The organism is Acinetobacter sp. Ag2 (assembly GCF_001005515.1).
In the GTDB taxonomy this organism is placed as follows: Bacteria; Pseudomonadota; Gammaproteobacteria; order Pseudomonadales; family Moraxellaceae; genus Acinetobacter; species Acinetobacter bereziniae.
In genome coordinates, this window is sequence record NZ_LBNA01000052.1 from 110,316 (window position 1) to 133,164 (window position 22,849).

The window sequence follows — 22,849 nt, forward strand, 5'->3', positions numbered from 1 at the left end:
ACCAAGGACAACTGCCATGCTGGAATTCTTATTTGAACATGAATTAATGCCCTTTCATTTGAGTGTTTTGGCGTTAATTTTACTTAGCATGGCAGAAACTTTTGGATATTATCTTGGTATCCGACCTAGTACGTTTCTTAAAAAAGTGTCTCCTGATTGGTTGATTGAATCCCCTCTTTTACAAGTAAAATTTTCAAAAGTTCTTATCTTCGTTTTTTTATTGCTTAACTTTAGTTTTGCAGGCTATTTTTTACAATTATCAATATTTGCCAGCAAACAAGAATTTGCTGCTTGGTATTATGTAATTTTACCTGCTTTGGTCATCGCAATTTTTTTTACTGTATTTATGATCCACTGTCTTGATCAAGTGATTAAACCCAAAATCACCACGAATCAAGTGGACTTACTCGGACGCCTTGCAACAGTATCAAGTGGCAATGCACGACCTGGATTTTCCGCACAAGCGCGTGTCCGTGATGAAAATGGTCAACTCCACTATGTCCAAGTCGAACCTGAGTTTGGTGAATTAGAGTTTCAATCACAAATCATCTTAATACGTTTCAGAAAATCACATTATATAGCCAAAAAAATTTCAACATCGAATCAGCTATTTAGTTCAGATCAATATTAGTTCAGCATCTATTTTTGTGATTAGGGTCTGTTGATTGATCATTCGCACCTTGTATGCGTAAAAAGCCTATCATTTTGCCCATTTTGAAATTTTGCTTTGAATACGCTTAAGATATGAATCGACTTGAGCTTGGCTTAACTTTTCAGCTTTGTAGATAGATAACATGTACAACTGTGAGTTTGGTGCACAGGTACCCAATAATGCAATTTTCAATATCCGTTTTACTGGCTGCCACATAATCAGACGGTCAACCCACCATGGAGACCCCAGTGAAGTTATCGCCAGTGTATATCTTAAATGATTCAATTTAGGCTGAATCGCACCCAAATCAGATGAATGATTATAAGCAATACCTGGTGCCCAAACTCGATCAAACCAACCTTTAAGTATTGCAGGAAAACCAAACCACCATGTTGGAAAGACCAGTATTAAAGCTTCTACAGAAAGTAAATCATCTATCTTTTGTTTAACCGCTGTTTGATCAAATGCAGGACCGTAATAACTCAAACGTTCTTCATAGGTCAATGCAGGAGCAAAATCTGCTGCATATAGATCTTCAACCACTACTTCATGACCATTGTCAATTAAGCTAGCAATTGCTGTCTTTGCCATGCGATGGCATAAACTATCATTGATTGGATGCGCAATGACAACTAAGCATTTCATAAAATCCCCTCTTTTATCCCATAAATAATGATTAATTAGTTAAGATGAACAAAATTTAACCAACCTAACATACATCAAAAACAAAAAGCAGAGCTTATATTTCATAATCAAATAAATGCGACCTCACATTTAAATCATCAGTTTTAAATTTTTTAATCAGGGCTAATAAAGCCTTATAACAATTAACAATTATTTTTCTGATTCTCTAAACTCTATTTTAATAAAAATAAAACATCGGAATTAAACCAACCATTTCGATCAGAATTATTTTTAATCAAGAATAATTCAAACCATTTTGGTTGGTTTAATAAAATCTAAACAATACCATTTTGGTTGGTTTTATTTTTATTAATTCTAAGCATTTTGATCAACTTTAAAATCATTATTTCTTAGTATATTTTTTAACAAATTAAAATATTAAGTATTTGTTTTAATTAATTTTAATAATATATTTTTATTTTAAGTGTTTTATCTATTTATTTCTTGTTGCGTTTTGTTTAATAATATAAGCATATTTAAATAATAGGCTTAACGCATGAGCTTAAAACCTAATGATTTAAACCGTCGGTTAGTCAGAGAAATTGCAATCATATTAATAATTAAGATTGCACTTTTAATGACGATCAAACATATCTGGTTTGATGCACCGACTATTCCTAAAGATTTTGATAACCAAGTTGCTGAGCGTATTGCTGGCAGTCCTTCCCAAATCAAGGAGACACGTTGATGATTTCTGAAAGCGTGGTCGATCTTTCGCGGTTCCAATTTGCAATGACCGCGATGTATCACTTTATATTTGTACCTCTTACTCTCGGTCTGGCTTTTATTCTTGCCATTATGGAAACCACTTATGTGATTTCTGGTAAAGAAATTTACAAAGACATGACCAAATTCTGGGGCAAACTTTTCGGTATTAACTTTGCTCTAGGTGTAACCACTGGTCTGACTATGGAATTCCAGTTCGGTACAAACTGGGCGTACTACTCTCACTATGTTGGTGATATTTTTGGTGCGCCACTTGCCATTGAAGGATTGATGGCGTTCTTTTTAGAATCAACTTTTATTGGTTTATTCTTCTTTGGCTGGGATCGCCTTTCAAAAGTTCAACATTTAAGTGTGACATGGCTAGTTGCACTCGGTTCGAATTTATCTGCACTGTGGATTTTAGTTGCCAATGGTTGGATGCAAAATCCTGTCGGTTCAGAATTTAATTTTGAAACCATGCGTATGGAACTTGTAGATTTTGGCGCTTTGATTTTTAACCCTGTTGCTCAAGTAAAATTTGTTCATACTGTTTCAGCAGGTTATGTCACTGGGGCAATCTTTGTTTTAGCCATTTCGAGCTATTACTTATTGAAAAAACGTGATTTACCTTTTGCGCGTCGCTCTTTCGCCATCGCTGCAATTTTTGGTTTAGCATCAACACTTTCTGTAATTTTACTGGGTGACGAATCAGGTTATGAACTGGGTGATGTTCAAAAAACTAAACTGGCGGCAATTGAGTCTGAATGGGAAACTCACCCAGCTCCTGCACCGTTTACTTTGTTTGGTATTCCAAACCAAGAAGAGCAACGCACTGACTATGCGATAAAAATTCCATACGCAATGGGTATTATCGCAACACGCTCATTGGATAAAGAAGTAATGGGTCTTAAAGACTTGATGGTTCAACATGAAGCACGTATCCGTAACGGTATGGTGGCTTATAGTGAACTTGAAAAACTTCGTGCTGGTGACCGTTCGCCAGAACTTATGGCTTCTTTCAAAGAAAATCAAAAAGATTTAGGTTATGGCTTACTTCTTAAAAAATACACTGAAAATGTAACTGATGCATCTGAATCACATATTCAGGCAGCAACGAAAGATACGATTCCTAACGTAACAGCATTGTTCTTTTCTTTCCGCGCAATGGTTGCTTCTGGTTTCTTAATGCTACTTCTATTTATCCTTGCAACTTTTGCAGTAGCAAAACGCAATGCTGAAAATAAACCATGGTTACTTAAATTTGCACTATTTGCTTTACCGCTTCCTTGGATTGCAGCACAAACTGGCTGGTATGTCGCTGAAGGTGGTCGTCAACCTTGGACCATTGGTGAAGTACTACCTACACACCTATCTGCATCAAGTTTAAGCACTGGTGATGTATGGGGTTCAATCATTGCATTAGCTGCGTTCTATACTGTGCTGTTGATTATTGAAATGTATCTAATGATCAAGTTCTCACGTTTAGGACCAAGTTCTTTACATACAGGTAAATATCACTTTGAAAAACTTGAAGCTCAACAAGCTCAAGCTGGGGAGGCTCAATCATGATCGAATATGAACTTCTCAAAATTATCTGGTGGGTTTTGGTTGGTGTCTTACTGATCGGCTTTGCCCTCACTGATGGTTTCGATATGGGCTCAATGGCATTGATGCCATTTGTAGGTAAAACAGATGACGAGCGTCGTGCAGCAATTAACACGATTGCACCACACTGGGAAGGCAACCAAGTTTGGTTTGTCACTGCTGGTGGTGCCCTCTTTGCAGCTTGGCCAATGGTTTATGCTACAGCATTTTCTGGTATGTATTGGGCACTGTTACTGGTCTTATTTGCATTATTCCTCAGACCCGTTGGTTTCGACTATCGTTCTAAACTTGAAAATACCAAATGGCGTAATTCATGGGATTGGGGTTTATGCATAGGGGGTGCTGTACCTGCACTGGTGTTCGGTGTTGCCTTTGGTAATATGTTCTTGGGTGTACCATTTACCTTAGATGAAACTGTACGATCAACCTATACAGGTAGTTTCTTTGCGCTACTCAATCCATTTGCTTTAGTTTGCGGTATTGTCAGTTTATCGATGCTTTGTGCACATGGTGGCGCTTGGTTAATGCTTCGTACAGATGGCGTATTACGTCAACGCTCTGCAAAAGCAACTCAACTCATGGGTACAATCTTTTTGGTCTGTTTCTTAGCTGTTGGTGCTTGGCTCTACTTTGGTGGAATCGAGGGTTATACCTTAGTCAAACCATTTGATACCAATGCTGTGGCAAACCCATTAGCAAAAGAAGTTTTGACTACAGGCAACCATGGTTGGATGAATAACTATTCAACTTACCCGATCACAATACTTGCCCCAGTTTCAGCAATCTTGGGAGGCATCCTTATCATCTTCGGTGCAGGAAAAAATAAAGCAGGTATAAGCTTTACTGGTTCGACTCTGGCTGTCACAGGTTCAATTTTAACTGCTGGTTTTGCACTGTTCCCATTCTTAATGCCTTCCAGTATCAATCCTACTGTAAGCTTGACCATGTGGGATGCTGTATCCAGTAAAAATACCCTAACAGTAATGACCGTTGTAGCTTCAATTTTTGTTCCAGTGATTTTAGCCTATACCACATGGTGCTATTACAAAATGTGGGGCGTCATTACCAACAAACATGTTCAAGAGAACTCACACAGCCTGTACTAAGGCTGTGTCTAAGCAAATAGGAGAATATTATGTGGTATTTCGCTTGGATTTTAGGGATCTTGATGGCATGCTTTGCGGGTGTCTTAAGTGCCCTTTATATCGAACATCATCAAGATTTGGATGAGGAATAAACCATGGCAGAGATCGCAATGACAACAAAAGAAAGGAAGCCGAACAAGTTTGCAATGGCCATTTCGTTTTTGATGGCATTGCCACTTGCAGCAGTATTACTCATCCACCCTGGTGCAATGCTTGATGCCAATGGACACTACAACCATAGTGCCCTAATGATGGTCATGATTGGCATTTCAGGTGGGTTTATACATGGTGTAGGATTTCTGCCACAGTTTTGGTTATGGAAATGGTTGTTTAGCCCTTATGTGGCATGGCCACTTATGTTATGGGGCTATTACACTTGGTTCTTGACCTAATCTAAAAAACAATAAAACCCTGATTTATTCAGGGTTTTATTGTTTCATATCAACTCAAATCCTATCCGCTATGCTCTTTTTCATTTCAACCAAGTGTAAACCCACAATGGGGATACCTACATTTGCACTTAAAGGATAATCATCAATGTGCCCTGTTGATTGATAACCACGGCGCTCATAATATGCAATCAGCTCATGACGAACACTGAGCACCCACATTACAAAATGCGTTAAATTAGGATGAATAGGCAGCATCTGATCACGCACATAATGTTCTACAAAATCAAGTACCTTCTTACCAACCCCATGATTTTGCATTTTCGGTGCTATACAAAATGTGCCAATTTCGACTTGGATTCGATTAAATGTTAAACCTATACAGCCCACGATCTCTTCAGCGTGCTCAACAACAAATAATTTGAAATGATCATCTGCCAACATTTGTGCCAATTGTTCGGCATTAATTCGAGCGCCAGTGACTATTTCTATTTCACTGGTCCAACTATTTTCCTGTTGTTGCCGATAGGCTGAATTGATCAAATTAATCAATTTCTGAATATCTAAAATTTGTGCAGTTCTAAATTTAAGTGAGTGTTTCATTGAATTTTAGGTCTATCATTTTATTGTGAGCAAATGACTTTATAAAACCTAATGACTATTTTGGAAAGCGGTTTTGAAGAATAATCTTCAATCGTAGATTTGAATAGAAATATTAAGATCGGATATCTTCTTTAAACAAGAAAATAATTCCTTTAATCAATCAACTCTTAAAAAAAAGACCATCGAGATGGTCTTTGATATTATCTAAAAAATTTCTGCTGTCATAAGCGTCTGCGAAGTGTCAATTGACGCTATTGATCAGCCAACCAAGTCATAAACTTTTGACGTTCTGCTTTGCTTGCTTTTTGCCAAATTTGAATCAATTGTTGATCAGCAGCATTGCTATTGGTTACAGCTGGTACACTTTTTGGCGAAGCATTTGAAACAACTGCGTGAGATGGCGCGGTATATACTGGCGCAGGTTGATTCACAGGCGCTTTATTACTTGTGGTTAAATCAATCACACGCCCAAATACGCCAGAACCAAACCAAGGTTTTGCTTCAGTATTGGCACCTGTTTGTTGAACCACGAGTCGATTATGATTGTCTAAAATTGCAATCGTTGGCTGTTCTGCATATTTTTTTGCATCATCAAAGTTATTTGGAGCACCCACCAGAGCCAACTTATAATTTTGTCCATCTTTTAAATCAGGTGCTGTAATCGTGACCACACCTGATTTTAAAATATCGTGTTCACCATTTAAATGCTCAAAATATTGCTGATAACGTACACTCACAGCAGTCTGACCGGGATCAACTTGATACTCGTTCTTTTTACGAATCAAACCTGAATTGACTTCTTGATCATTCACAGCCAATACAACAATTTCTTCTGGCGCAGATAGCGTAACTGCTGCAAAAACTGACCCACTCAACATTAAACCCAATGCAGCAATTCCGTATTTAAATGCCATGTTGCTCTACTCTTATGTCAAAAATATGTAAAATTTATTGCACTATGCAATGTGGTGATGACAGTTTTATGACAACAACCGGCGTTTTATCATGAAGCTTAAATCTTTGGTTTTTTATTTTTATTTATAGGATTCATTTTTTAGTCACCATATTGATCAAAAGCATCTGATTTGACAGAGATTTATCCCAAGTCTATGTCAATATAAAATCGATTTTTGCCTAAAATATTGAATCTTTATTTGACTTGTAAAATGGTAATTTTATCCTTATGCAATTTATCGCAACACTTTAAATGATCATACCGACCATATTTTTTAAAGTGACAGTTTTCATTACATGATTTAAAAATCAGAACAATTTATCGTAAAAATACAACAGCTCTATCGGGTATGCCACATAACAATTGATTTTTGGCATCTACAGCATATATCTGATCTTGTATTCATCTGAAATAATACCGTTCATCCCTTTGTCCTAAAAACACATGTCAAAGCTATATTGACATTACTATAAGTAAACAGGAACTTCGTGTACAAATATTCGAACAAAGAAGTTCAGCATTCTAACAAAAACAACAGGGATATATTCACTATGGAACAGAAACCTACTCCTCGATATAAAGCGATATTAACGGCTTGTATCATCGGCATAGCTTCAATTTCAGCAACATCAATCACAACTCAAGTGGTGGCAGCAAACAGTAATGTAACTTCGATTACACCAGCCCAGCTTTCAAGCGTTGCCTATAGCATGAATGCCAATATGGCACAGCGTAATTTGACAACATCTGAAAGAACTCTGTATCAACAATTGTATAATATCGCCAATAGCCAAAATTCATTATACAACCCATCTATTTTTTCAATCGTTCAGCAGTACGAAAATGTTCGCAGCAAAATCCGTCAACAATTTGTAGTCGTACAACAGTTGGCTGAGAATACCTACGGCACCCGTGCCGAACAGAAAGTTTTACTGGCAACCAATGCATTTATCTTGATGTATTACGATGCACTCAGTCGGAACAATCCCAAATTTTATTGGCCAAATCTAGGAGTTTTCGTCGCTAATGATGTACGTTCTACATATGCATTGAGCTATTCTTTATCCAATGCCTTAGATCCTTTGAATGTCAAAAACGGACAAAATGTTGTCATTGCTGGAATGCCAATCCCAACATTGCAATCGACCATCGCCAAAGCCAATAATGAGTTAATTCAAGGACAAGCCAATGTGATGGCAGATATCGGTGGGCTAAGTGTCATGCATCAGCATTATGATTCAACAATTCTGGCACAACAGCTCAGTGGCTACGGTGCGAACCTGTCTCAAGCATTTAAATTACAGAAACTTGCAGATGAGGAAGCATTGCGATCTGGAATTTACTCATCACAGTTTAAAAAGCTCGCAACCAATGCTGCTATCAGTTTTGGTATACATGAACAGGAAAAAATTTTACAACCTATGTGGGACAAGCCTTTGATGCGAGACTTTGCCAACATCAACAATTTTATGCTGTCATTAAGCCTAGAGAATTTGGGCTTAAGGGGGGATATTTTTGTTGGGGTAAATAAATTTAAACTGATTTTTACACCTTATCTCATTATTCGCGCACCCTTTACGGCCACAAATCTCGCCAATTTACAGCATCGAATCGCTATTGCTCGTAATGGCTTCAACGTCTTAAACGAATGGAAACAAAATATCTTTTTTGCACCGTGGATTCCGATTTATCAAGCACAGATTGGTCGAGGTGAAGGATTGTACCAGCCAATAGGCGCGAGATAACAATTAGCTCACTGTGCATAACATTACATTTTTTTCAAAGCGACTACATTTTGAGCACAATTCTTGCTTGTTTAAATGGGCGTATATCGCACAATAAAAAATACTCAACAGAAAAGAGGTGCAACATGATTTTTAAAGACCATATTGTCCGTGTTGAAAATATCAAGACGATGCAAATGCTAAATGATGCAAAAATAGATCATCAAGTGATTGCATTGTTTATGACCTGTGAAGGTATTCCTTTATCCACAGAAGACGTCAGCTGTATTTTAAGACAGTATGATTGCCTAGGACAGCACAAAGTTTCAGTTCAAAAGGCGAAAGCTTTGTTGCAGGCTAAAATGGAGCATTTTGAGGACTCAAAATTACCTTGCCCTGCTGCTTATTAGTTTATATCAGTATGAGCGTCGCACTTTAACCCAACTTTTAGTGGCAAATAGAATTCAGCTTGTATTTGCCACTTTCATAAAAAACCGTTTAATACTGACAACCTCAATACTGTTATTTTTGCAAAGTGATGATGAATATTTGGTTTTCAATATGATAATGCAACCCTGATTGCTGCATTTTTTCTTCTAATAATTCAGAATGGTCAATACATTTCAAAGCGACTCGTTGACCAATATAACGATTTTCGATTGAATTAATTTGAATCTGTCGAACTGTCCTCAGTGGAAAAATACCATAACGACATTCAATGTAATTTGGTGCTGGAAAAATTAAAAAATGATCCCATACTGATACTTCTAATGTATCAATCAGTTGAATGCGATAATTAAGATTTAATCTTTCAATCTCATTGAAAAGTAATACGATTGCATCAATCATCATCAGATATGAATATTTTATAAAACATTCATTTTAAGCAATCAGCTTTCCTCAATATAGATGTGTATAATGAAAAATCCTCAATAATTTTGTATTTAGCCCTATATGCTTCAAATTCTACAGAAACAGCTTGATGAAAGTACATTTTGCCCACTGTGTCAGGCAAGTATGTATTATGTCGAGGCTGAGGAGTTTGAAAAAGACGTTCAGTTCCATCAGTGCAGTCATTGTCATCATCAAGTGTTCCCCAATAATCAAGGCAACTGTCATTGTGAAACGTGTCAAAATAAACGACGTAAAATGATTAAAGAAACGCGCCTGCAAGAAACAAGAAAACTCAAAAGAAAAGATGATTTTGAATTGGGCTTAGATCAACTCAGCTTTTTACATAAGTTATTTTTATTGAGTATTTTAGACAATCAAGTACATGAAAATAGCCAACATCAAGAGTTTATTGATTGGGAAATCATTAAATATCATTCAATTACACCCAACTATTATTTTCAAAGTCAACTTCTCAATCAGTTGATTAAAGAAAACGTTCTTGTGCCAAAAGATTTTAGTGATGATGCACATCAATACTATATCAATGTCCGTTTAGATGGTTATTCCGAACCCAGCCTCTTTAGCATTACCACACAGCTTCGCCATTGGTTTTATGAAAATTTAAGTCAAGGAATACCATTCAGACATTCAGAAGAAGTCAAGAACACTCTCTACGTGTTGTTATATCAAGAAATCGTGCAATTTACTCAACATTATTGTCGTACTTGGGGAATTCAAATTTCGGGCAATAAGAACTTCCAAACATTTTGTTATCGACTACTTGATGTTTTGGCTGTAGGGCAAATTTTCTATTTGATTCAGACCGCTTTGGAATATTTATATCAGAAAAAAGCCTTGCAAGTCCGAAATGAAAATTTTATTAACACCAATATTCTAAAAAAAACCGTTCAGCAATATCGTGAACGTGCTGTCGCAGAAAAATGGGAAACATCGACGCTACCTCGCCCCCCCAACATCCCTTTAAGTCGCATGAGTGAAATTCTGTTTTACCATTTTTTAGGCTACGATGAAGGAATTTTCTTCCAACCAGTCTGGAAGTCTTGGAAAAAGATTGAACCGCGCTTAAACTTTTATTCACAAAAACGCTGTATGTACTGTGGTTCAAATGAACTCACTGTTGAATATGATGCACAAAATTACGTGACACTGCTCTGTCGAAACTGCAAACATCAAGATCACTACTTTACTCAGTAAGGACTTTATATGAATCATCCTGAAAATATTACCCATTCTCAAACGGATCAACTTCATATCCAGACTGATGTTATCTTACAGAAAGTTGTGGATGCTTGGACAGAATTACAAACCCAACAACCGTTGGTACACTGCATTACCAACAGCGTTGCAGCCAATTACGCAGCCAATATTTTATTGGCGGCTGGTGCATCACCTGCAATGATTGATAATCCCTTTGAAGCAGAAAGTTTTGCCTCTATTGCAGCGGCATTGAGTATTAATCTTGGAACACCAACATCTGAACAAATGCAAGCCATGCAAATTTCAGCACAGACTGTTGCAAATAAAAATACGCCTTGGGTACTTGATCCTGTGGGTTATGGTCCATTTCTAAAATGGCGTAGTGAAATGGTCGATCAATTGGTTTTACTTCATCCGACTATTATTCGTGGCAATGCATCTGAAATCAGTGCGCTCGCAGGCAACCAAGTTGAATCCAAGGGTGTTGATAGTGCAGTATCAAGTAATGAGGTTTATTTACAAGCTCAAGCGCTGTTAAATCATTGTGAATGTGTTGCAATTTCTGGTGAATCCGATTTCGTCCTTTCAAAAGAACTTCATCATGTGATTCAAATTAATGGGGGAAGTTTTTTACAGCCTAAAGTTACGGCAACAGGTTGTGCTTTAGGTGCTTTAATTGCGGCATATAGCGCTGTGACCACTCCAGCAATTGCCACTATTTCTGCACATATTCACTTTGCCATTGCTGGAAAATTGGCTTTTGAAAAAGCCTCTGCTGTGGGGAGTTTTAATGTGGCGTTCCTCGATGAAATTTACCAAATGAGTGCCAATAAAATTTGGGAATACAGTGATATTCAAGTATTAGGTCTCTAAATTAATCTGAAATTGATTAGAGGATAATACTGAACAGTATTTAGAAGATTTAATTGCATATTTGTCTAGGTTTGATCAGCAACCATTTATTTTATTTGGAAAAAACTGCAACTTAAAACTTTCATGACTTTATCCTACTGAAATTGCAGAACTTGCCACAATTTTGCAATCAAACTTTACCAAAGAGCATGGACTATATCATTTCAATGGCTACTTATCAGATGATCGTTTTCTTTATTTTAGGTGCTGGTTAATTCTTACAGGAAAAGAATTTTTTGAGGGCACATTGCATGAGATTGAAAACTTCGTCAGTTGTACTGTTTGAATAAATTGCTCAATTAAAGCGTGAATAAAAAATGGGGCTTATCGTTAAGCCCCATGATTGATCATTTTTTTACAAATACTTTCTTATAAATTTCTCTCGGCATTTCAGCAAATTCCACACAGAGCTGAATTTCTAGACCTTGAGCTGAATAGTCTTGAAACGACTGTAAAAATTGTGACAGATTTTCCGTCATTAAATTTTTTTGTTCTTCACTGCGTCCGCTTAAACCTTGTAAACGAACAAAGATGAATGCTTGTTGATTGTCTCCAAAACCGATCAGATAATCTGAAACTGATTGAATACGCGACTTAATATCATGTGGATCGCTGACTAAGCCCGTATCAAACAAAGCATGATTTAAACCCAACATCAATTTCTTTTGATCTAAATTCTGAATATTGTCTGAATAATCAATAAACATTTGTGGCATCGTGTTAACCATATGAAAATATTATAGATTAGTATTCAGTATAACATCCCTACTCTAGAAACTGTAAAATTAACGCAAATTTATAACTTTAGTTGTATATACTTCATTAAAAAATAAGCAAAAATTTAGATATAGTACTATTATCAAAGCATTGGTTATCAAATTTTTGCTTAGAATTCTCCACTCCCAAAATCTTGTTGAATGTAACTTTCTGATCGTTGCATCATATCCATTAATTTTTATATCACTACCACGACGTATACACGACCTCATAACCAAGGCAGGTATACTGGACGAAAAAATAAATTTAGCGCCATAATAACTTCGGAATAAAATGACATTTCTCATCTATCCAACATAGTTTTTCTTGAGTTTCCAATCGATCATGAAGTCCCATTAAATGTAAAATATAACGGTCTAAATCACTGGCATCGACAGGTCTTTGGCTACTTATTCCCTTTTTCGGCATTTGATCATACCAAATCAGGATTGGTACACGATAACCTGCTTCTGTATCCGAACTATGACCTGCATAATTGAGTTCATGACCCACTTGATTTCCATGATCAGATAAAAAAGTAAAAGATCTAAAATCAGCCCTTTTGGACAAAAGCAAATCAAACAGTTTAGAAACAATCCAATCTTGATAAAGGATACTATTATCGTATTCATTACGTTTTAACTGAATAAAATGATTGATTTTATTTTGCTCCAGCGTCCTTTCAACCTCATCATTTGTCGCATCATTAAATTTAGAAAACTGTTCAGGATAACGTAACTTATAATTTGGGTGTGAACCAATCAGATGTAGAATAATGAGCTTACGAGGCGTTGGATCATCTAACGCAGCTTTATAAGCTGGAAGAATATTTTCATCCAATGTACGACTACTACGACCGGGCTGTTTATTGATAAAAACCACTTCGTCGGCATAGTTTGCAAATAATGATGAGATATAAACATCATCTTGATTACTGATCCAATACACCTTGAATCCTGCAGCTTTTGCATAGCCCATAATATTTTCTGGTGCTTGGTCATCCATCGCATTGCGTGTGCCATCATTAAATAAATAACGTAGCGATTGAATGGTAGAAGATGCAGGCGAATAACCTCGACAAAATACTTTGAACTGCCCACTACGTTTGCTTAACTCAGGTGTTGTATTTCGAGGATAACCACATAAGCCAAAATTAAAACTGGTAATACTGTCTGTTAAAACCACTGTATGGGTTTGCTGTTCAGCAAACGGTTTACGTCTATCCAATCTTTTTTTTGCATTGAACGTCCAAGTTTGATGTATATGATGGTGTTGTGAAACACGTGACTGAAAATCTTTAATTTTGCCATAATATCCATGCCAATAAGGTAGCGGATGTAAAGCAAAAGAAGGTTTTAGCACATAACTGACCACACACAGTAATATCAAAAAACCGAGGATTGAGCGCACTACTACACGCATTGGATAAATATGGTAATGTGGCTGATCAAAATATTTAAATAAGACTAAAAGATACAATCCCAATGTGGTTAAAAAACACAACAGCAAAAGCCCAAACAGTCCTGCATGTTGTTGCATGAACTCTAAACTTTCATTGAATGTGGTATTTGCAATCGACTCAACTATTAAATAGCCTTCTGCATCACTGTTAAATAACCACCAGCTCAGTGAAAGTAAGGTTGTATGCAAGAAAAAAATAAACCACCAAAGTATCGCGGATATTTTCCAGACCAGTTTTGACTTGCTACTCGCTTGGAAGCATAACCAAACACCTGGCATTGCTAAAAATGCTAAACGTAAACTATCCGCCCAGCTTCCAGCAAAGCCCAATGTGAAAAAGACAATCAAGACAGGCAAAAGCAAATAAAATGCAAAAAACCATCGTTGTATATCTATCGGCAGTTGATTAAATCGGCGCATTGCACTTAAACGCTTCAAACTTTGAAAAAGTAATGTTGAACGAGAGCAGCAACACCAATCGTTAAGAATACCAGTGCACCAATTTTATGAATCAATGAAATTGGAAGTTTTTCTGCAAGTTTGTTGCCAATAAATACTGCTGGAGCATTCACCAACATAATTCCCAAAGTAGTCCCTACTGTCACCCAGCCGATACTGTCAAAACGAGCAGCTAAAGCAACTGTTGCAATTTGGGTTTTATCCCCAATTTCTGCCAAAAAGAACAACACAAATGTTGCACCAAATACACCATATTTTTGCCATTTATTGATACTTTCGGATTCATCCCCCAACTCATCAGGAACAAGCATCCATATCGCCATCCCAATAAATCCTAATGAAACAATCCATAGCAGTACAGCTGGACTCAATACCGTGGTGATCCACTGACCCAATATGGCTGAAACACCATGATTGACAAGTGTGGCTAAAAAAATCGCCAATAGAATGGGAATGGGTTTTCGAAATCGTGCAGACAGAAGCAGAGCTAAAAGTTGAGTTTTGTCACCCATTTCAGATAAGGCAACAACAGCAAGAGAGATAAGGAAAGCAGACATCATAATACTTTTCTCTGGCTAGCAATAATTCCCAATGATTTATAACTCTAGCTAGCCAAAGCAGAGTAACAAATCAAAGGTCTTGCCAACAAAAAGAAATTATGATCAAAAAGATCTTTTGGTTCTTTGCTATGATGACCATGCCCATTTGAGCAATTATGTTGACCATCACCTTTTTACCCGAGGTAAAAAGCGGCTACTCCCCAATGAAGTTGAGTTATCATAAAGAATACTTGAGCAATTTTCAAACATAATTTTGCGATATCAAAGTTTCATATTTAATCTAGCATTGCGAGCCTGCAATAGTACGTTTTTACTCGATCTGTACAACTTATAGCATCTAAGATGAAACGCTAGAGTTGATGATCAATTCTAAATTTTCATAATCATCAAATTGTTCAAAAGAAACACTTCAATCTATTCATGTTCGTGCATAATAAAATCAGCACAACTGAAAGCTGAAATTATAGTTCTTCATATGCTTATATTCTGGGAATATTGCAATATACCAATAGAGTAATTTTTCTCAACCTTATTCATACTTCCAGCATTAGAAGGATTTTTATTCGACAAATAATAGGGCTAAACGCACCTGGTCATATCCCATTTTAGGGCTGGTCAACTCTACGATTGGGCGTAATTTTATCGCACCATCATCATTAAAATGACTTGGATCTTGCCGTTTCATTAATTTCTTATAAATGGTCCGTATTTTCTCGACCACCTCTTCCCCCGGATTAGCAACAGAAATATCAAGCCCTTGTTCCTTATGCAGTCTCGCCAAATGATTGATGATTGTTGCTGGTGTTAAACCTCGCTCAATGGCAATATCTTGAATTTCGTAGCCACTTTCAAACAACTCACGCGTTTCGTCCAATGTGGCTGAAGCATAGTTGGCTTTACCGATATTACGCGCCAATTTTTTTTCATTGCGTTCTATTTCAGTGGCGTTCAATGTCCCACCACAATGGCGAATAAAAGCATTATGTTGGGGTGTTAAGTCAACCTCCGCATAGTGCTGTTCAGCTTCACTGGAAAGCTCTTGAAAACGACGATCTGCTTTGATTGCCAAACTATCAAGTTCTAATGCTTGATCGTTGAAGCCAAGCAATCTAAGCCCCTCAATTGATTTTAACCGTGACAAAGCAACATAACCTTGCCCTTTTTCAAAAGTATGACTCAAATTAATTTCAGCAGCTTCTAAGGTCATGCCTTGTGATTTATGAATAGTAATTGCCCACGCCAAACGCAATGGAACTTGTTGTAAACTGGCAATGGTTTTACCGCCTTCATTGTCCACTGACCAAGTTTCAGGAGCGACCAATAAAGTTGTTCCATCGGTCATTTTCACCTTGGGCAACATCCCCATTTCATCATCTTCTTCAAAACCAATCACTTCACCTAAACTGCCGTTGATATATCCCATGTCAAAATTATTTTTAACAAACATCACTTTGGCATGTTTTTTTAATGTCAGTTCTTCAGGCGCACGAACTGAGGATTTTAATGTTTCTATCAGCTTTTCGTTCCCATCTGTCACTGCAACAAATTGATGATCATCACCCTCAATTGCATTTAAATGCTGAAAATTGATGCTATCCACATCCATGTTGTGCGTATATAAACGGGTGAACGTTTCACCTATATCTTGATGACGCGTATTTTGTAAGGCTTGAATATGTTGTGGCTGAATATTCTGTGCACGAATTGCATTTAGAATATCATTGAGTGCAGAATCATCTTGACGATGCTGTTCAGTCAAATAACAAACCCGAAATTTTGCCTCAACCCATGCATTAGACATAAAACAAAATTTATCACGATTCAGCTCATTATTTTTTCCTACAGGCGGAAGCTGAAAGAAGTCGCCGGCAGCAATCACTTGAATTCCACCAAAAGCATCATCAGATTCTTTAAAATATTTCAAAACTTGATTGACCAAATTTAACTGTTTGGCATGTAACATTGAAATTTCATCAATAATCAATACTTGAGCATTTTCCAGATGCTCTTTGAGATATTTACGCTCTTTCATCCGCTTCAAATCATCGTCTGAAAGCGTATCTTTAATGCCGATACCAGCCCATGTATGAATGGTCATTCCATTCATATGCGTCGCCGCAATTCCTGTAGAGGCTGTAATTGCGACAGGTACTTTACGGACTTTTAAATAATTGATGTATTGATTCAACGTATAGGTTTTTCCTGCACCAGCAGAGCCAGTCAAAAAGACATTTTCACCCGCTTTCATGAGTTTGAGTGCAGTTTCTTGTTTCATAACAGCCTTGAATTACCTTAACAGGATGGGACGGCTATAGCCTAACGATTTTTAATTAAAAAGTTAAGCCAAAAATAGCTTAGAAAAAAGAATAGACCCTGTTGACGATGTTTATAAGTTACCGAGTTCTTCATTCGGTTGAATACTACTTTTCCATTTTAAATGTTGATTCACATTTTCGATAAATGCCAGTGCCTTGCTTATATAAGATTGATCTGGAATATGATTATTAGGCAAGCGAAGCTGATCAAAGCTCAACTGCCCTAATTTATAGTAACAACCTAAAGTCATGACTTGATTGGGTTCAGCTATATTTGACATATGGAATGCTGCATATTCACGCTCCACTATTCTTGTGCTGTAGGAGACAGCTAAACAATGTTTGAAAACGACTGACTCTTGAGTAATTCGTTGTAGACTGTTGAGTTCCTCATAACACCAATCTTCAAAATAAATCTTTTGCATCGGCGCAATGCGATCCCACGAATCCACAGTAATTTTTTCTTTGAGTTTCGACATTGTCGTAACAAGATCATTGTGCAAATGCCATCGCTTCGCTTGTTGATAAAGACCAGACCAAGTCACATTACGTTCGATTTCATGATGTGTATTAAATAAATGCATCACATAGTCCAGAACAAAGCTGTCATAAATACTATAATGCGGCATTCGATCGGTATTGATATGTTTAAACTTCTTACGAAAATCATCTACCTGAATATTATTTTCGCGCATTTGAATAAAAAAATCAGGATGTTGCTGCAACTGAGGATCGATGAATCTGATTAATGGCGCAGGTAATTGATTGGCAATATGCTGAACAAACAACATAAATGCCTGAATAACACGACTGATTTTGACAAATATTTTCTTATAAGATTGGGCTTGATCACCAAGGATCAATGTAGCGAAATCCAACCATTCTTCGATATATAAATAAGAATTTGAAATCAACTTGTGCTGTGATTTATGTTCACTGACCGATTCCATAAAGCGGTAACGGCTATTTTTGGGATGATTTTGCCATTCATTTGTAATGGCAAATGAATGGCATTCTATTAAGAATAACCGTGCAGCACTATTTTTAAAATATTTTAATACAGCCAATATTACTTCAGGAGAGATTTTTGAAGTATCAATGAGACTTAATACCGTGATCGTCACTCGAACGTTTACATCTGTAATATGCCGACTAATCCAATCATTAACCTGTTCATTTTGTTTATATAGCCAATTCACAGTACGTTTTAAAGCAAATATCGGCAATTTTACAAGTTGATCCAACTCCCAATATTCATCCTCTGCCTGCAAAAAATGTTGTTTACTCAATAAGTCCTGATACTGCCAAAAACCACGTTTCATATGCTTGGCATATGCCAACATTTGTGGAAACTCTTGTGCATGTTTCGACAATAATTGATAACTTGTAAAATATTGCTCAATCTCGCACAAACGTAATGACTCGGGGTGAAAAACTTTAAAAATCCGAAAAAAATGTTTGGGTAGGAACTGGTCCAATGCAAAAATAGCCTGATGGAATTTTGGAATAAATTGCTGGATAGATAAGAACGTTTGCCCCAAGACAGAATTAATCAGCAATAAATGCTTAATATTAATTTCCACACTTAACGGAATAGCTTTACCATATTGAGCAAAATCAGAAATATAAGCATGATCAAAATAGTTATAATGGATTAAAATTTGATCAATCTGCTCAGCATCTGCTTGATTGATATTATACAAATACTGCTCTACTCTGTTTTCACCATCAATCCAATCAAATATCTGCTCAATCAATGTTTGACGAAGAATTTGTGCTTTGGTTTTTAAATCAGTGGGATGAATTGCATCATAAGATTTGGTATAAAAAAATACCTCTTGCGACACATATTGAATCAGTCGCTTAGGATAATGCGGTGACTCAGATAAATGTGCCAGCTTATCCTGATCAAACTCAAAAGACAGCCCTGCTGTCTCATCAAATTTAATCTGCAATAATTGGTTGGCTATACCGAGTTTGTGCTGTGCATGATCAAATTGGAAAAAGTTATCTGCATTCACCGCTTTTAAATAGTAAAGCTGATCAAGATAAATACGCTCTAAGCTTGCTGAAACTTGAATTAATTCTTGTGCAGCAAGTTGGTGTCTGTTTGGCAGCTGATCTTGAACTGTCTGCACCATAATCTGCTTAATCCATCTCTTTAAAATTCTATCGAGTTGAATATTCTATGCGAACCATTTAACAAAACAAATCGTATTAGATTATCTTTTGCAAAAGTTTGTTAAGTCTCTGTGGAGAATTTCACAAACGATTTACATTGTGGGTTTAAACGAAATTGGCTCTGCTATTTTGAACAGCAGAACCCTTTCAAGCAACAGTGGCAATTCTGACAGAATTTCAAATTACATGTTTAGAGTTTCATTAAGAATGTACTGGTTTGATTCCCATACGATCCTCAATCAAATCGTAACACCATTGGAAAATAAAGGTATAGATTAAAATACATGTGGTCATCCCTAAGTCCAATAGGACCGCCTGCCACAATGTCATATCCATTGCATAAGCAACCATTGGAATAGTCGCCAACATCAAGCCACCTTCGAAACCAATGGCATGCAGGATACGCACGCCAATAGTACGTTTAAGCTTTCTTTTATGCTCAAATTTCTCGAAGAAATGGTTAAAAATCATATTCCAAACTACAGATGTCACAGCCATAGCCACACCCAATACACCTGTAACTTCCATTGGAACTTCAAAAATAAAACTTAATGCAATCGCTATGATCACCAATAGGATGATTTCATAGCTCAATGCATGAATAATCCTTCTTTTGGAAATCATCATTTAAAACTACTCTTTTTGTTTCGACTGTTGCATTATATTTTTATAATATTGATCAATCGAGTCAGATTCTTTCAATTTTATTGAAAGATTAACTTTATTCTCTTTGCGATATTTCTTTCATTTTCACATGATCTCATTTACTAATGGCGGTCCAATATGAATATCAATCAAGAACAGTTGATGATTTTTAAAACAGTCATGGAAACAGGTTCTTTTTCTGCTGCCTCAAGACAGCTTGGAAAAGTTCCATCTGCGGTCAGCATGTCGATCGCCAACTTAGAAATTGATTTAAATCTTAAACTTTTTAAGCGGGTCGGACGCGAACCTATACCAACATCACAGGCACAGCTTCTATATGAAAAAACCGAACAACTTCTAATTGAAATGAATCAATGGAAACAACAAGCAATTGCCCTCAGCGAAGGTTTGGAATCCTCACTGAATATTGTGGTGGTTTCAGAGTTGGTACATACCGATTGGACCGAATATATTGCATTGCTTGCCCAACAGTTTCCAAGTTTACAAATCAACATTTTTTCTGCACCACAAGAAGATGCACTTAAAATGCTTATGAATCAGACAGCGCAATTGGCGTTGATGTTTGAACGTGAAATGTTAGAAAGCCGCGAACAATTTGTTGAGTTAAAAAAAGAAGCTTTAGTGCCTGTATCTGCAATCAATCACCCTCTATCTGCCCACTCAAAAGTAAGTTTTGAACAAATATTGCAATCCAGACAAATTGTTGTCGCCAGCCGAGATCGCACGATTAAACCCGAGTTACTCTATTCTAAAAATTACTGGCGTACTGACAATCATCACTCAGCTTGTTCGCTGATCTTAAAGGAATTAGGTTGGGGAGTACTTCCCTTAGAAATGTTTAATGAAAACCCAGAGCTCAAACATAAGTTAAAAATACTTGATTTGCTCGATTTCACACCAAAATTTGAATATTTTGTTGATTTGGTTTGGAGTCGTGAGAGTAATTTAGGTTCAGCTGCTCGTTTTTTGATTAATCACATTCGAAATCAAAGAATTCATACAAAATAATATGTCTTTCAGTACATTTTCCTATTTTGCTGAAATGGCATTGTGTTATAACTAAATCACAAATATTTTAACTAAGAAATAACCGGTAATGACTCAATCTGCATTAGACCAATTAAAACGCTTAACCACTATTGTTGCTGATACAGGTGATTTAAACGCTATTCAACAATTTCGCCCGCTAGATGCAACGACTAACCCTTCACTGATTACAGCTGCCGCACAACAGCCTGAAAGTCGCACCTTGATTGAAGATGCTTATGCACAAGCTAAACAAGAAGGCTATGCACTTGATGAACTGGTCGAACGCACCATTGATATTCTGACAGTAAAACTCGGTGTAGAAATTTTAAATCTTGTTGAAGGACGAGTTTCTACGGAAGTTGATGCGGCACTTTCTTACAATACCGAAGAAACAATTGCGAAAGCCAAAGAACTATTGGCGCTGTATCAAAGCTACGGAATCAATCAAGATCGAATTTTGATTAAAATTGCATCTACTTGGGAAGGTATTCAGGCGGCTAAAGCCCTTGAAGCAGAAGGCATTCATTGTAACCTGACTTTATTATTTGGTTTACATCAAGCCAAAGCATGTGCTGACGCTAAAGTCACGCTGATCTCTCCATTTGTTGGGCGTATTTTAGATTGGTATAAAAAAGCTGAAAATGTTGACAGCTACCCGATTGAGAAAGATCCGGGTGTACGCTCTGTCAAACAGATTTATCACTACTACAAACAGAACCAAATTAAAACAGAAGTTATGGGCGCAAGCTTCCGTAGCGTAGATCAAGTTCTAGGACTTGCTGGTTGTGATTTACTGACTGTTGCTCCTGCACTGCTTGAAAAACTGGAAAATGATCAACGTACAGTAAGCGCTCAGTTGAACCATGAACAATCACATCAAGATCAACCACATCAAGAAATTTCTAAAGCTGAATTTAAACAGCAACTCGAATCAGACTTGATGGCATTCCAATTATTACAAAGTGGAATTGATGGCTTTATTAAAGCCCGTGAACAATTGGCTTTATTATTACGCCAATCCTTTGGGCTTGAAGCTGATTTTATTGATTGAGTTTCAATCATTGACAGTGTTTAAAATGCACTAAAATTGCTCACATTCTAAAGCCGAGTTTGTTATCATAAGCACTCGGCTTTTTTTATTCGCTTTTCTTAAACTGTGAGAATATTGTGTTTGGTATTACGGATGTCGTGACATATATATTAGGGACAATTTTTATCGTCATTCTCCCGGGTCCAAACTCGCTCTATGTGATGTCCATTGCGTCAAGATTTGGGATTAAAATAGGCTATATCGGCGCGTTTGGTGTTTTTACTGGTGATTTAATCCTGATCCTTTGTACCGTATTGGGTGCTGCATCCTTATTACATGCCTTTCCTTGGCTATTTGTAATTCTTAAAGTGGTCGGCGCAACTTATTTGTCTTATCTAGGAATTCGCTTATTAATCGCCAGTGTTAAAACTTGGCGTAGCACACCACAAACGATTCAATCAGATGCTGTCTCATCAACCACGACTGAACAATTTCATCCTTTTCGTACAGCATTGACAATCAGCTTGTTAAATCCGAAAGCGATTTTATTTTATTTGTCTTTTTTTGTGCAATTTGTTGACCCAGATTATCCTTACCCAGCGCTAAGTTTTGCTGCTCTTTCTGTGATTCTACAAATCATTAGCATGAGTTATTTAACCATTTTAATTTTTTCTGGGGTTAAACTCGCAACCTTCTTTAACACCCGCTATAAAGTTGCGGCAGGATGTGTTGCAGCGGTCGGTCTATTGTTTTGCGCCTTTGGTATAAAGCTCGCAGTTTCAACCATGTAAAAGCATATAATGAGTTGGGTAAGCTTAAATTTAAAGCGCCTTCCACATTTGGGTCTATACACATTTTATAAATGGCTTGCTTTGAAGGTTAAAATTGAGCATTACTTTGTTTGTA

The 22,849-nt window shown here is 36.8% G+C and carries 24 protein-coding genes and 1 riboswitch; of the genes, 14 read left to right on the forward strand and 10 right to left on the reverse strand.

From position 1 onward, the window contains the following. Nucleotides 1-16: 16 nt before the first annotated feature. The gene (locus AAV97_RS13095; RefSeq protein WP_004830441.1) at nt 17-631 is read left to right on the forward strand and encodes an OB-fold-containig protein; all 615 of its coding nucleotides are present in this window, start codon (nt 17-19) and stop codon (nt 629-631) included. Between the two features lie 69 nt (nt 632-700). On the opposite strand, the gene AAV97_RS13100 is transcribed toward AAV97_RS13095, so the two are convergent. Beyond that, nucleotides 701-1,297 carry an NAD(P)H-dependent oxidoreductase gene (locus AAV97_RS13100; RefSeq protein WP_042085553.1) on the reverse strand — a complete coding sequence of 199 codons (597 nt, stop codon included), beginning with the start codon at nt 1,295-1,297 and terminating at the stop codon, nt 701-703. A 535-nt stretch (nt 1,298-1,832) separates the two neighbouring features. On the opposite strand from AAV97_RS13100, the gene cydP reads away from it, so the two are divergent. The 5 genes from cydP to AAV97_RS13125 are packed head-to-tail and all read left to right on the forward strand — an operon-like array spanning nt 1,833 to nt 5,183. Then, nucleotides 1,833-2,024: a cytochrome oxidase putative small subunit CydP gene (cydP, locus tag AAV97_RS13105; RefSeq protein ID WP_004830439.1), complete on the forward strand. Its 192-nt coding sequence runs from the start codon at nt 1,833-1,835 to the stop codon at nt 2,022-2,024. Then, nucleotides 2,024-3,610, forward strand: coding sequence for a cytochrome ubiquinol oxidase subunit I (locus AAV97_RS13110; protein ID WP_046760803.1), 1,587 nt, complete (start codon nt 2,024-2,026; stop codon nt 3,608-3,610). The genes cydP and AAV97_RS13110 overlap by 1 nt, the downstream gene beginning before the upstream one ends. Then, the gene (gene cydB, locus AAV97_RS13115) at nt 3,607-4,752 is read left to right on the forward strand and encodes a cytochrome d ubiquinol oxidase subunit II (RefSeq protein WP_046760804.1); all 1,146 of its coding nucleotides are present in this window, start codon (nt 3,607-3,609) and stop codon (nt 4,750-4,752) included. Before AAV97_RS13110 ends, cydB begins: the two co-directional genes overlap by 4 nt. Before the next feature lie 29 nt (nt 4,753-4,781). Continuing rightward, on the forward strand, nt 4,782-4,883 hold the full coding sequence (gene cydX / locus AAV97_RS20930) for a cytochrome bd-I oxidase subunit CydX (RefSeq protein ID WP_002120988.1): 102 nt from the start codon (nt 4,782-4,784) through the stop codon (nt 4,881-4,883). A 3-nt stretch (nt 4,884-4,886) separates the two neighbouring features. Continuing rightward, a complete protein-coding gene (locus AAV97_RS13125) occupies nt 4,887-5,183 on the forward strand; it encodes a cyd operon YbgE family protein (protein WP_004830434.1) in 297 nt (98 codons plus the stop codon). Nucleotides 5,184-5,237: 54 nt separating this feature from the next. Here the strand turns inward: AAV97_RS13125 and AAV97_RS13130 are convergent, their stop codons facing one another. Continuing rightward, complete coding sequence (locus tag AAV97_RS13130) at nt 5,238-5,783, reverse strand: GNAT family N-acetyltransferase (RefSeq protein WP_046760805.1); 546 nt, start codon at nt 5,781-5,783, stop codon at nt 5,238-5,240. A gap of 251 nt (nt 5,784-6,034) precedes the next feature. Continuing rightward, a complete protein-coding gene (locus tag AAV97_RS13135) occupies nt 6,035-6,697 on the reverse strand; it encodes a DUF2057 domain-containing protein (protein ID WP_005031997.1) in 663 nt (220 codons plus the stop codon). Between the two features lie 592 nt (nt 6,698-7,289). On the opposite strand from AAV97_RS13135, the gene AAV97_RS13140 reads away from it, so the two are divergent. Together AAV97_RS13140 and AAV97_RS13145 are read left to right on the forward strand one after the other, a co-directional pair. Then, entirely contained in the window at nt 7,290-8,483 is a 1,194-nt protein-coding gene (locus tag AAV97_RS13140; RefSeq protein WP_046760806.1) for a hypothetical protein, read from the forward strand. A gap of 125 nt (nt 8,484-8,608) precedes the next feature. Continuing rightward, nucleotides 8,609-8,872 (forward strand): hypothetical protein, encoded by a 264-nt coding sequence (locus AAV97_RS13145; protein WP_046760807.1) that lies wholly within the window; start codon nt 8,609-8,611, stop codon nt 8,870-8,872. A gap of 112 nt (nt 8,873-8,984) precedes the next feature. Here the strand turns inward: AAV97_RS13145 and AAV97_RS13150 are convergent, their stop codons facing one another. Continuing rightward, a complete protein-coding gene (locus tag AAV97_RS13150; protein ID WP_227560876.1) occupies nt 8,985-9,314 on the reverse strand; it encodes a DUF6678 family protein in 330 nt (109 codons plus the stop codon). A gap of 102 nt (nt 9,315-9,416) precedes the next feature. Between AAV97_RS13150 and AAV97_RS13155 the strand changes: the two genes are divergently transcribed. From AAV97_RS13155 to AAV97_RS21610, 3 genes are all read left to right on the forward strand, one after another. Further along, nucleotides 9,417-10,571 carry a hypothetical protein gene (locus tag AAV97_RS13155; RefSeq protein ID WP_046760808.1) on the forward strand — a complete coding sequence of 385 codons (1,155 nt, stop codon included), beginning with the start codon at nt 9,417-9,419 and terminating at the stop codon, nt 10,569-10,571. A gap of 9 nt (nt 10,572-10,580) precedes the next feature. Next, nucleotides 10,581-11,447 (forward strand): hydroxyethylthiazole kinase, encoded by an 867-nt coding sequence (gene thiM, locus AAV97_RS13160; RefSeq protein ID WP_009584791.1) that lies wholly within the window; start codon nt 10,581-10,583, stop codon nt 11,445-11,447. A gap of 163 nt (nt 11,448-11,610) precedes the next feature. After that, nucleotides 11,611-11,772, forward strand: a complete 162-nt coding sequence (locus AAV97_RS21610) for a DUF4240 domain-containing protein (RefSeq protein WP_157811011.1) — start codon at nt 11,611-11,613, stop codon at nt 11,770-11,772. A 61-nt stretch (nt 11,773-11,833) separates the two neighbouring features. On the opposite strand, the gene AAV97_RS13165 is transcribed toward AAV97_RS21610, so the two are convergent. The 6 genes from AAV97_RS13165 to aceI all read right to left on the reverse strand — a co-directional run bounded on the left by AAV97_RS13165 (nt 11,834) and on the right by aceI (nt 19,845). Next, the gene (locus AAV97_RS13165) at nt 11,834-12,202 is read right to left on the reverse strand and encodes a 5-carboxymethyl-2-hydroxymuconate Delta-isomerase (protein WP_046760809.1); all 369 of its coding nucleotides are present in this window, start codon (nt 12,200-12,202) and stop codon (nt 11,834-11,836) included. A gap of 307 nt (nt 12,203-12,509) precedes the next feature. After that, nucleotides 12,510-14,123 carry a phosphoethanolamine transferase gene (locus AAV97_RS13170; RefSeq protein ID WP_046760831.1) on the reverse strand — a complete coding sequence of 538 codons (1,614 nt, stop codon included), beginning with the start codon at nt 14,121-14,123 and terminating at the stop codon, nt 12,510-12,512. A 14-nt stretch (nt 14,124-14,137) separates the two neighbouring features. Next, on the reverse strand, nt 14,138-14,719 hold the full coding sequence (locus AAV97_RS13175; protein WP_162987716.1) for a TMEM165/GDT1 family protein: 582 nt from the start codon (nt 14,717-14,719) through the stop codon (nt 14,138-14,140). A gap of 72 nt (nt 14,720-14,791) precedes the next feature. Beyond that, nucleotides 14,792-14,936: riboswitch (yybP-ykoY riboswitch) on the reverse strand. Nucleotides 14,937-15,281: 345 nt separating this feature from the next. Next, on the reverse strand, nt 15,282-16,997 hold the full coding sequence (locus AAV97_RS13180; RefSeq protein WP_046760811.1) for an AAA family ATPase: 1,716 nt from the start codon (nt 16,995-16,997) through the stop codon (nt 15,282-15,284). A gap of 111 nt (nt 16,998-17,108) precedes the next feature. Further along, entirely contained in the window at nt 17,109-19,178 is a 2,070-nt protein-coding gene (locus tag AAV97_RS13185) for a hypothetical protein (protein ID WP_046760812.1), read from the reverse strand. A 241-nt stretch (nt 19,179-19,419) separates the two neighbouring features. Then, nucleotides 19,420-19,845: a chlorhexidine efflux PACE transporter AceI gene (aceI, locus tag AAV97_RS13190; protein WP_004830418.1), complete on the reverse strand. Its 426-nt coding sequence runs from the start codon at nt 19,843-19,845 to the stop codon at nt 19,420-19,422. A 156-nt stretch (nt 19,846-20,001) separates the two neighbouring features. Here aceI and AAV97_RS13195 point away from each other — a divergent pair, with 156 nt between their 5' ends. The 3 genes from AAV97_RS13195 to leuE all read left to right on the forward strand — a co-directional run bounded on the left by AAV97_RS13195 (nt 20,002) and on the right by leuE (nt 22,734). After that, complete coding sequence (locus tag AAV97_RS13195; RefSeq protein WP_004830417.1) at nt 20,002-20,892, forward strand: LysR family transcriptional regulator; 891 nt, start codon at nt 20,002-20,004, stop codon at nt 20,890-20,892. An 88-nt stretch (nt 20,893-20,980) separates the two neighbouring features. Continuing rightward, nucleotides 20,981-21,964, forward strand: coding sequence for a transaldolase (gene tal / locus AAV97_RS13200; RefSeq protein ID WP_009584807.1), 984 nt, complete (start codon nt 20,981-20,983; stop codon nt 21,962-21,964). A gap of 116 nt (nt 21,965-22,080) precedes the next feature. After that, the gene (gene leuE / locus AAV97_RS13205; protein ID WP_046760813.1) at nt 22,081-22,734 is read left to right on the forward strand and encodes a leucine efflux protein LeuE; all 654 of its coding nucleotides are present in this window, start codon (nt 22,081-22,083) and stop codon (nt 22,732-22,734) included. Nucleotides 22,735-22,849 lie beyond the last annotated feature (115 nt).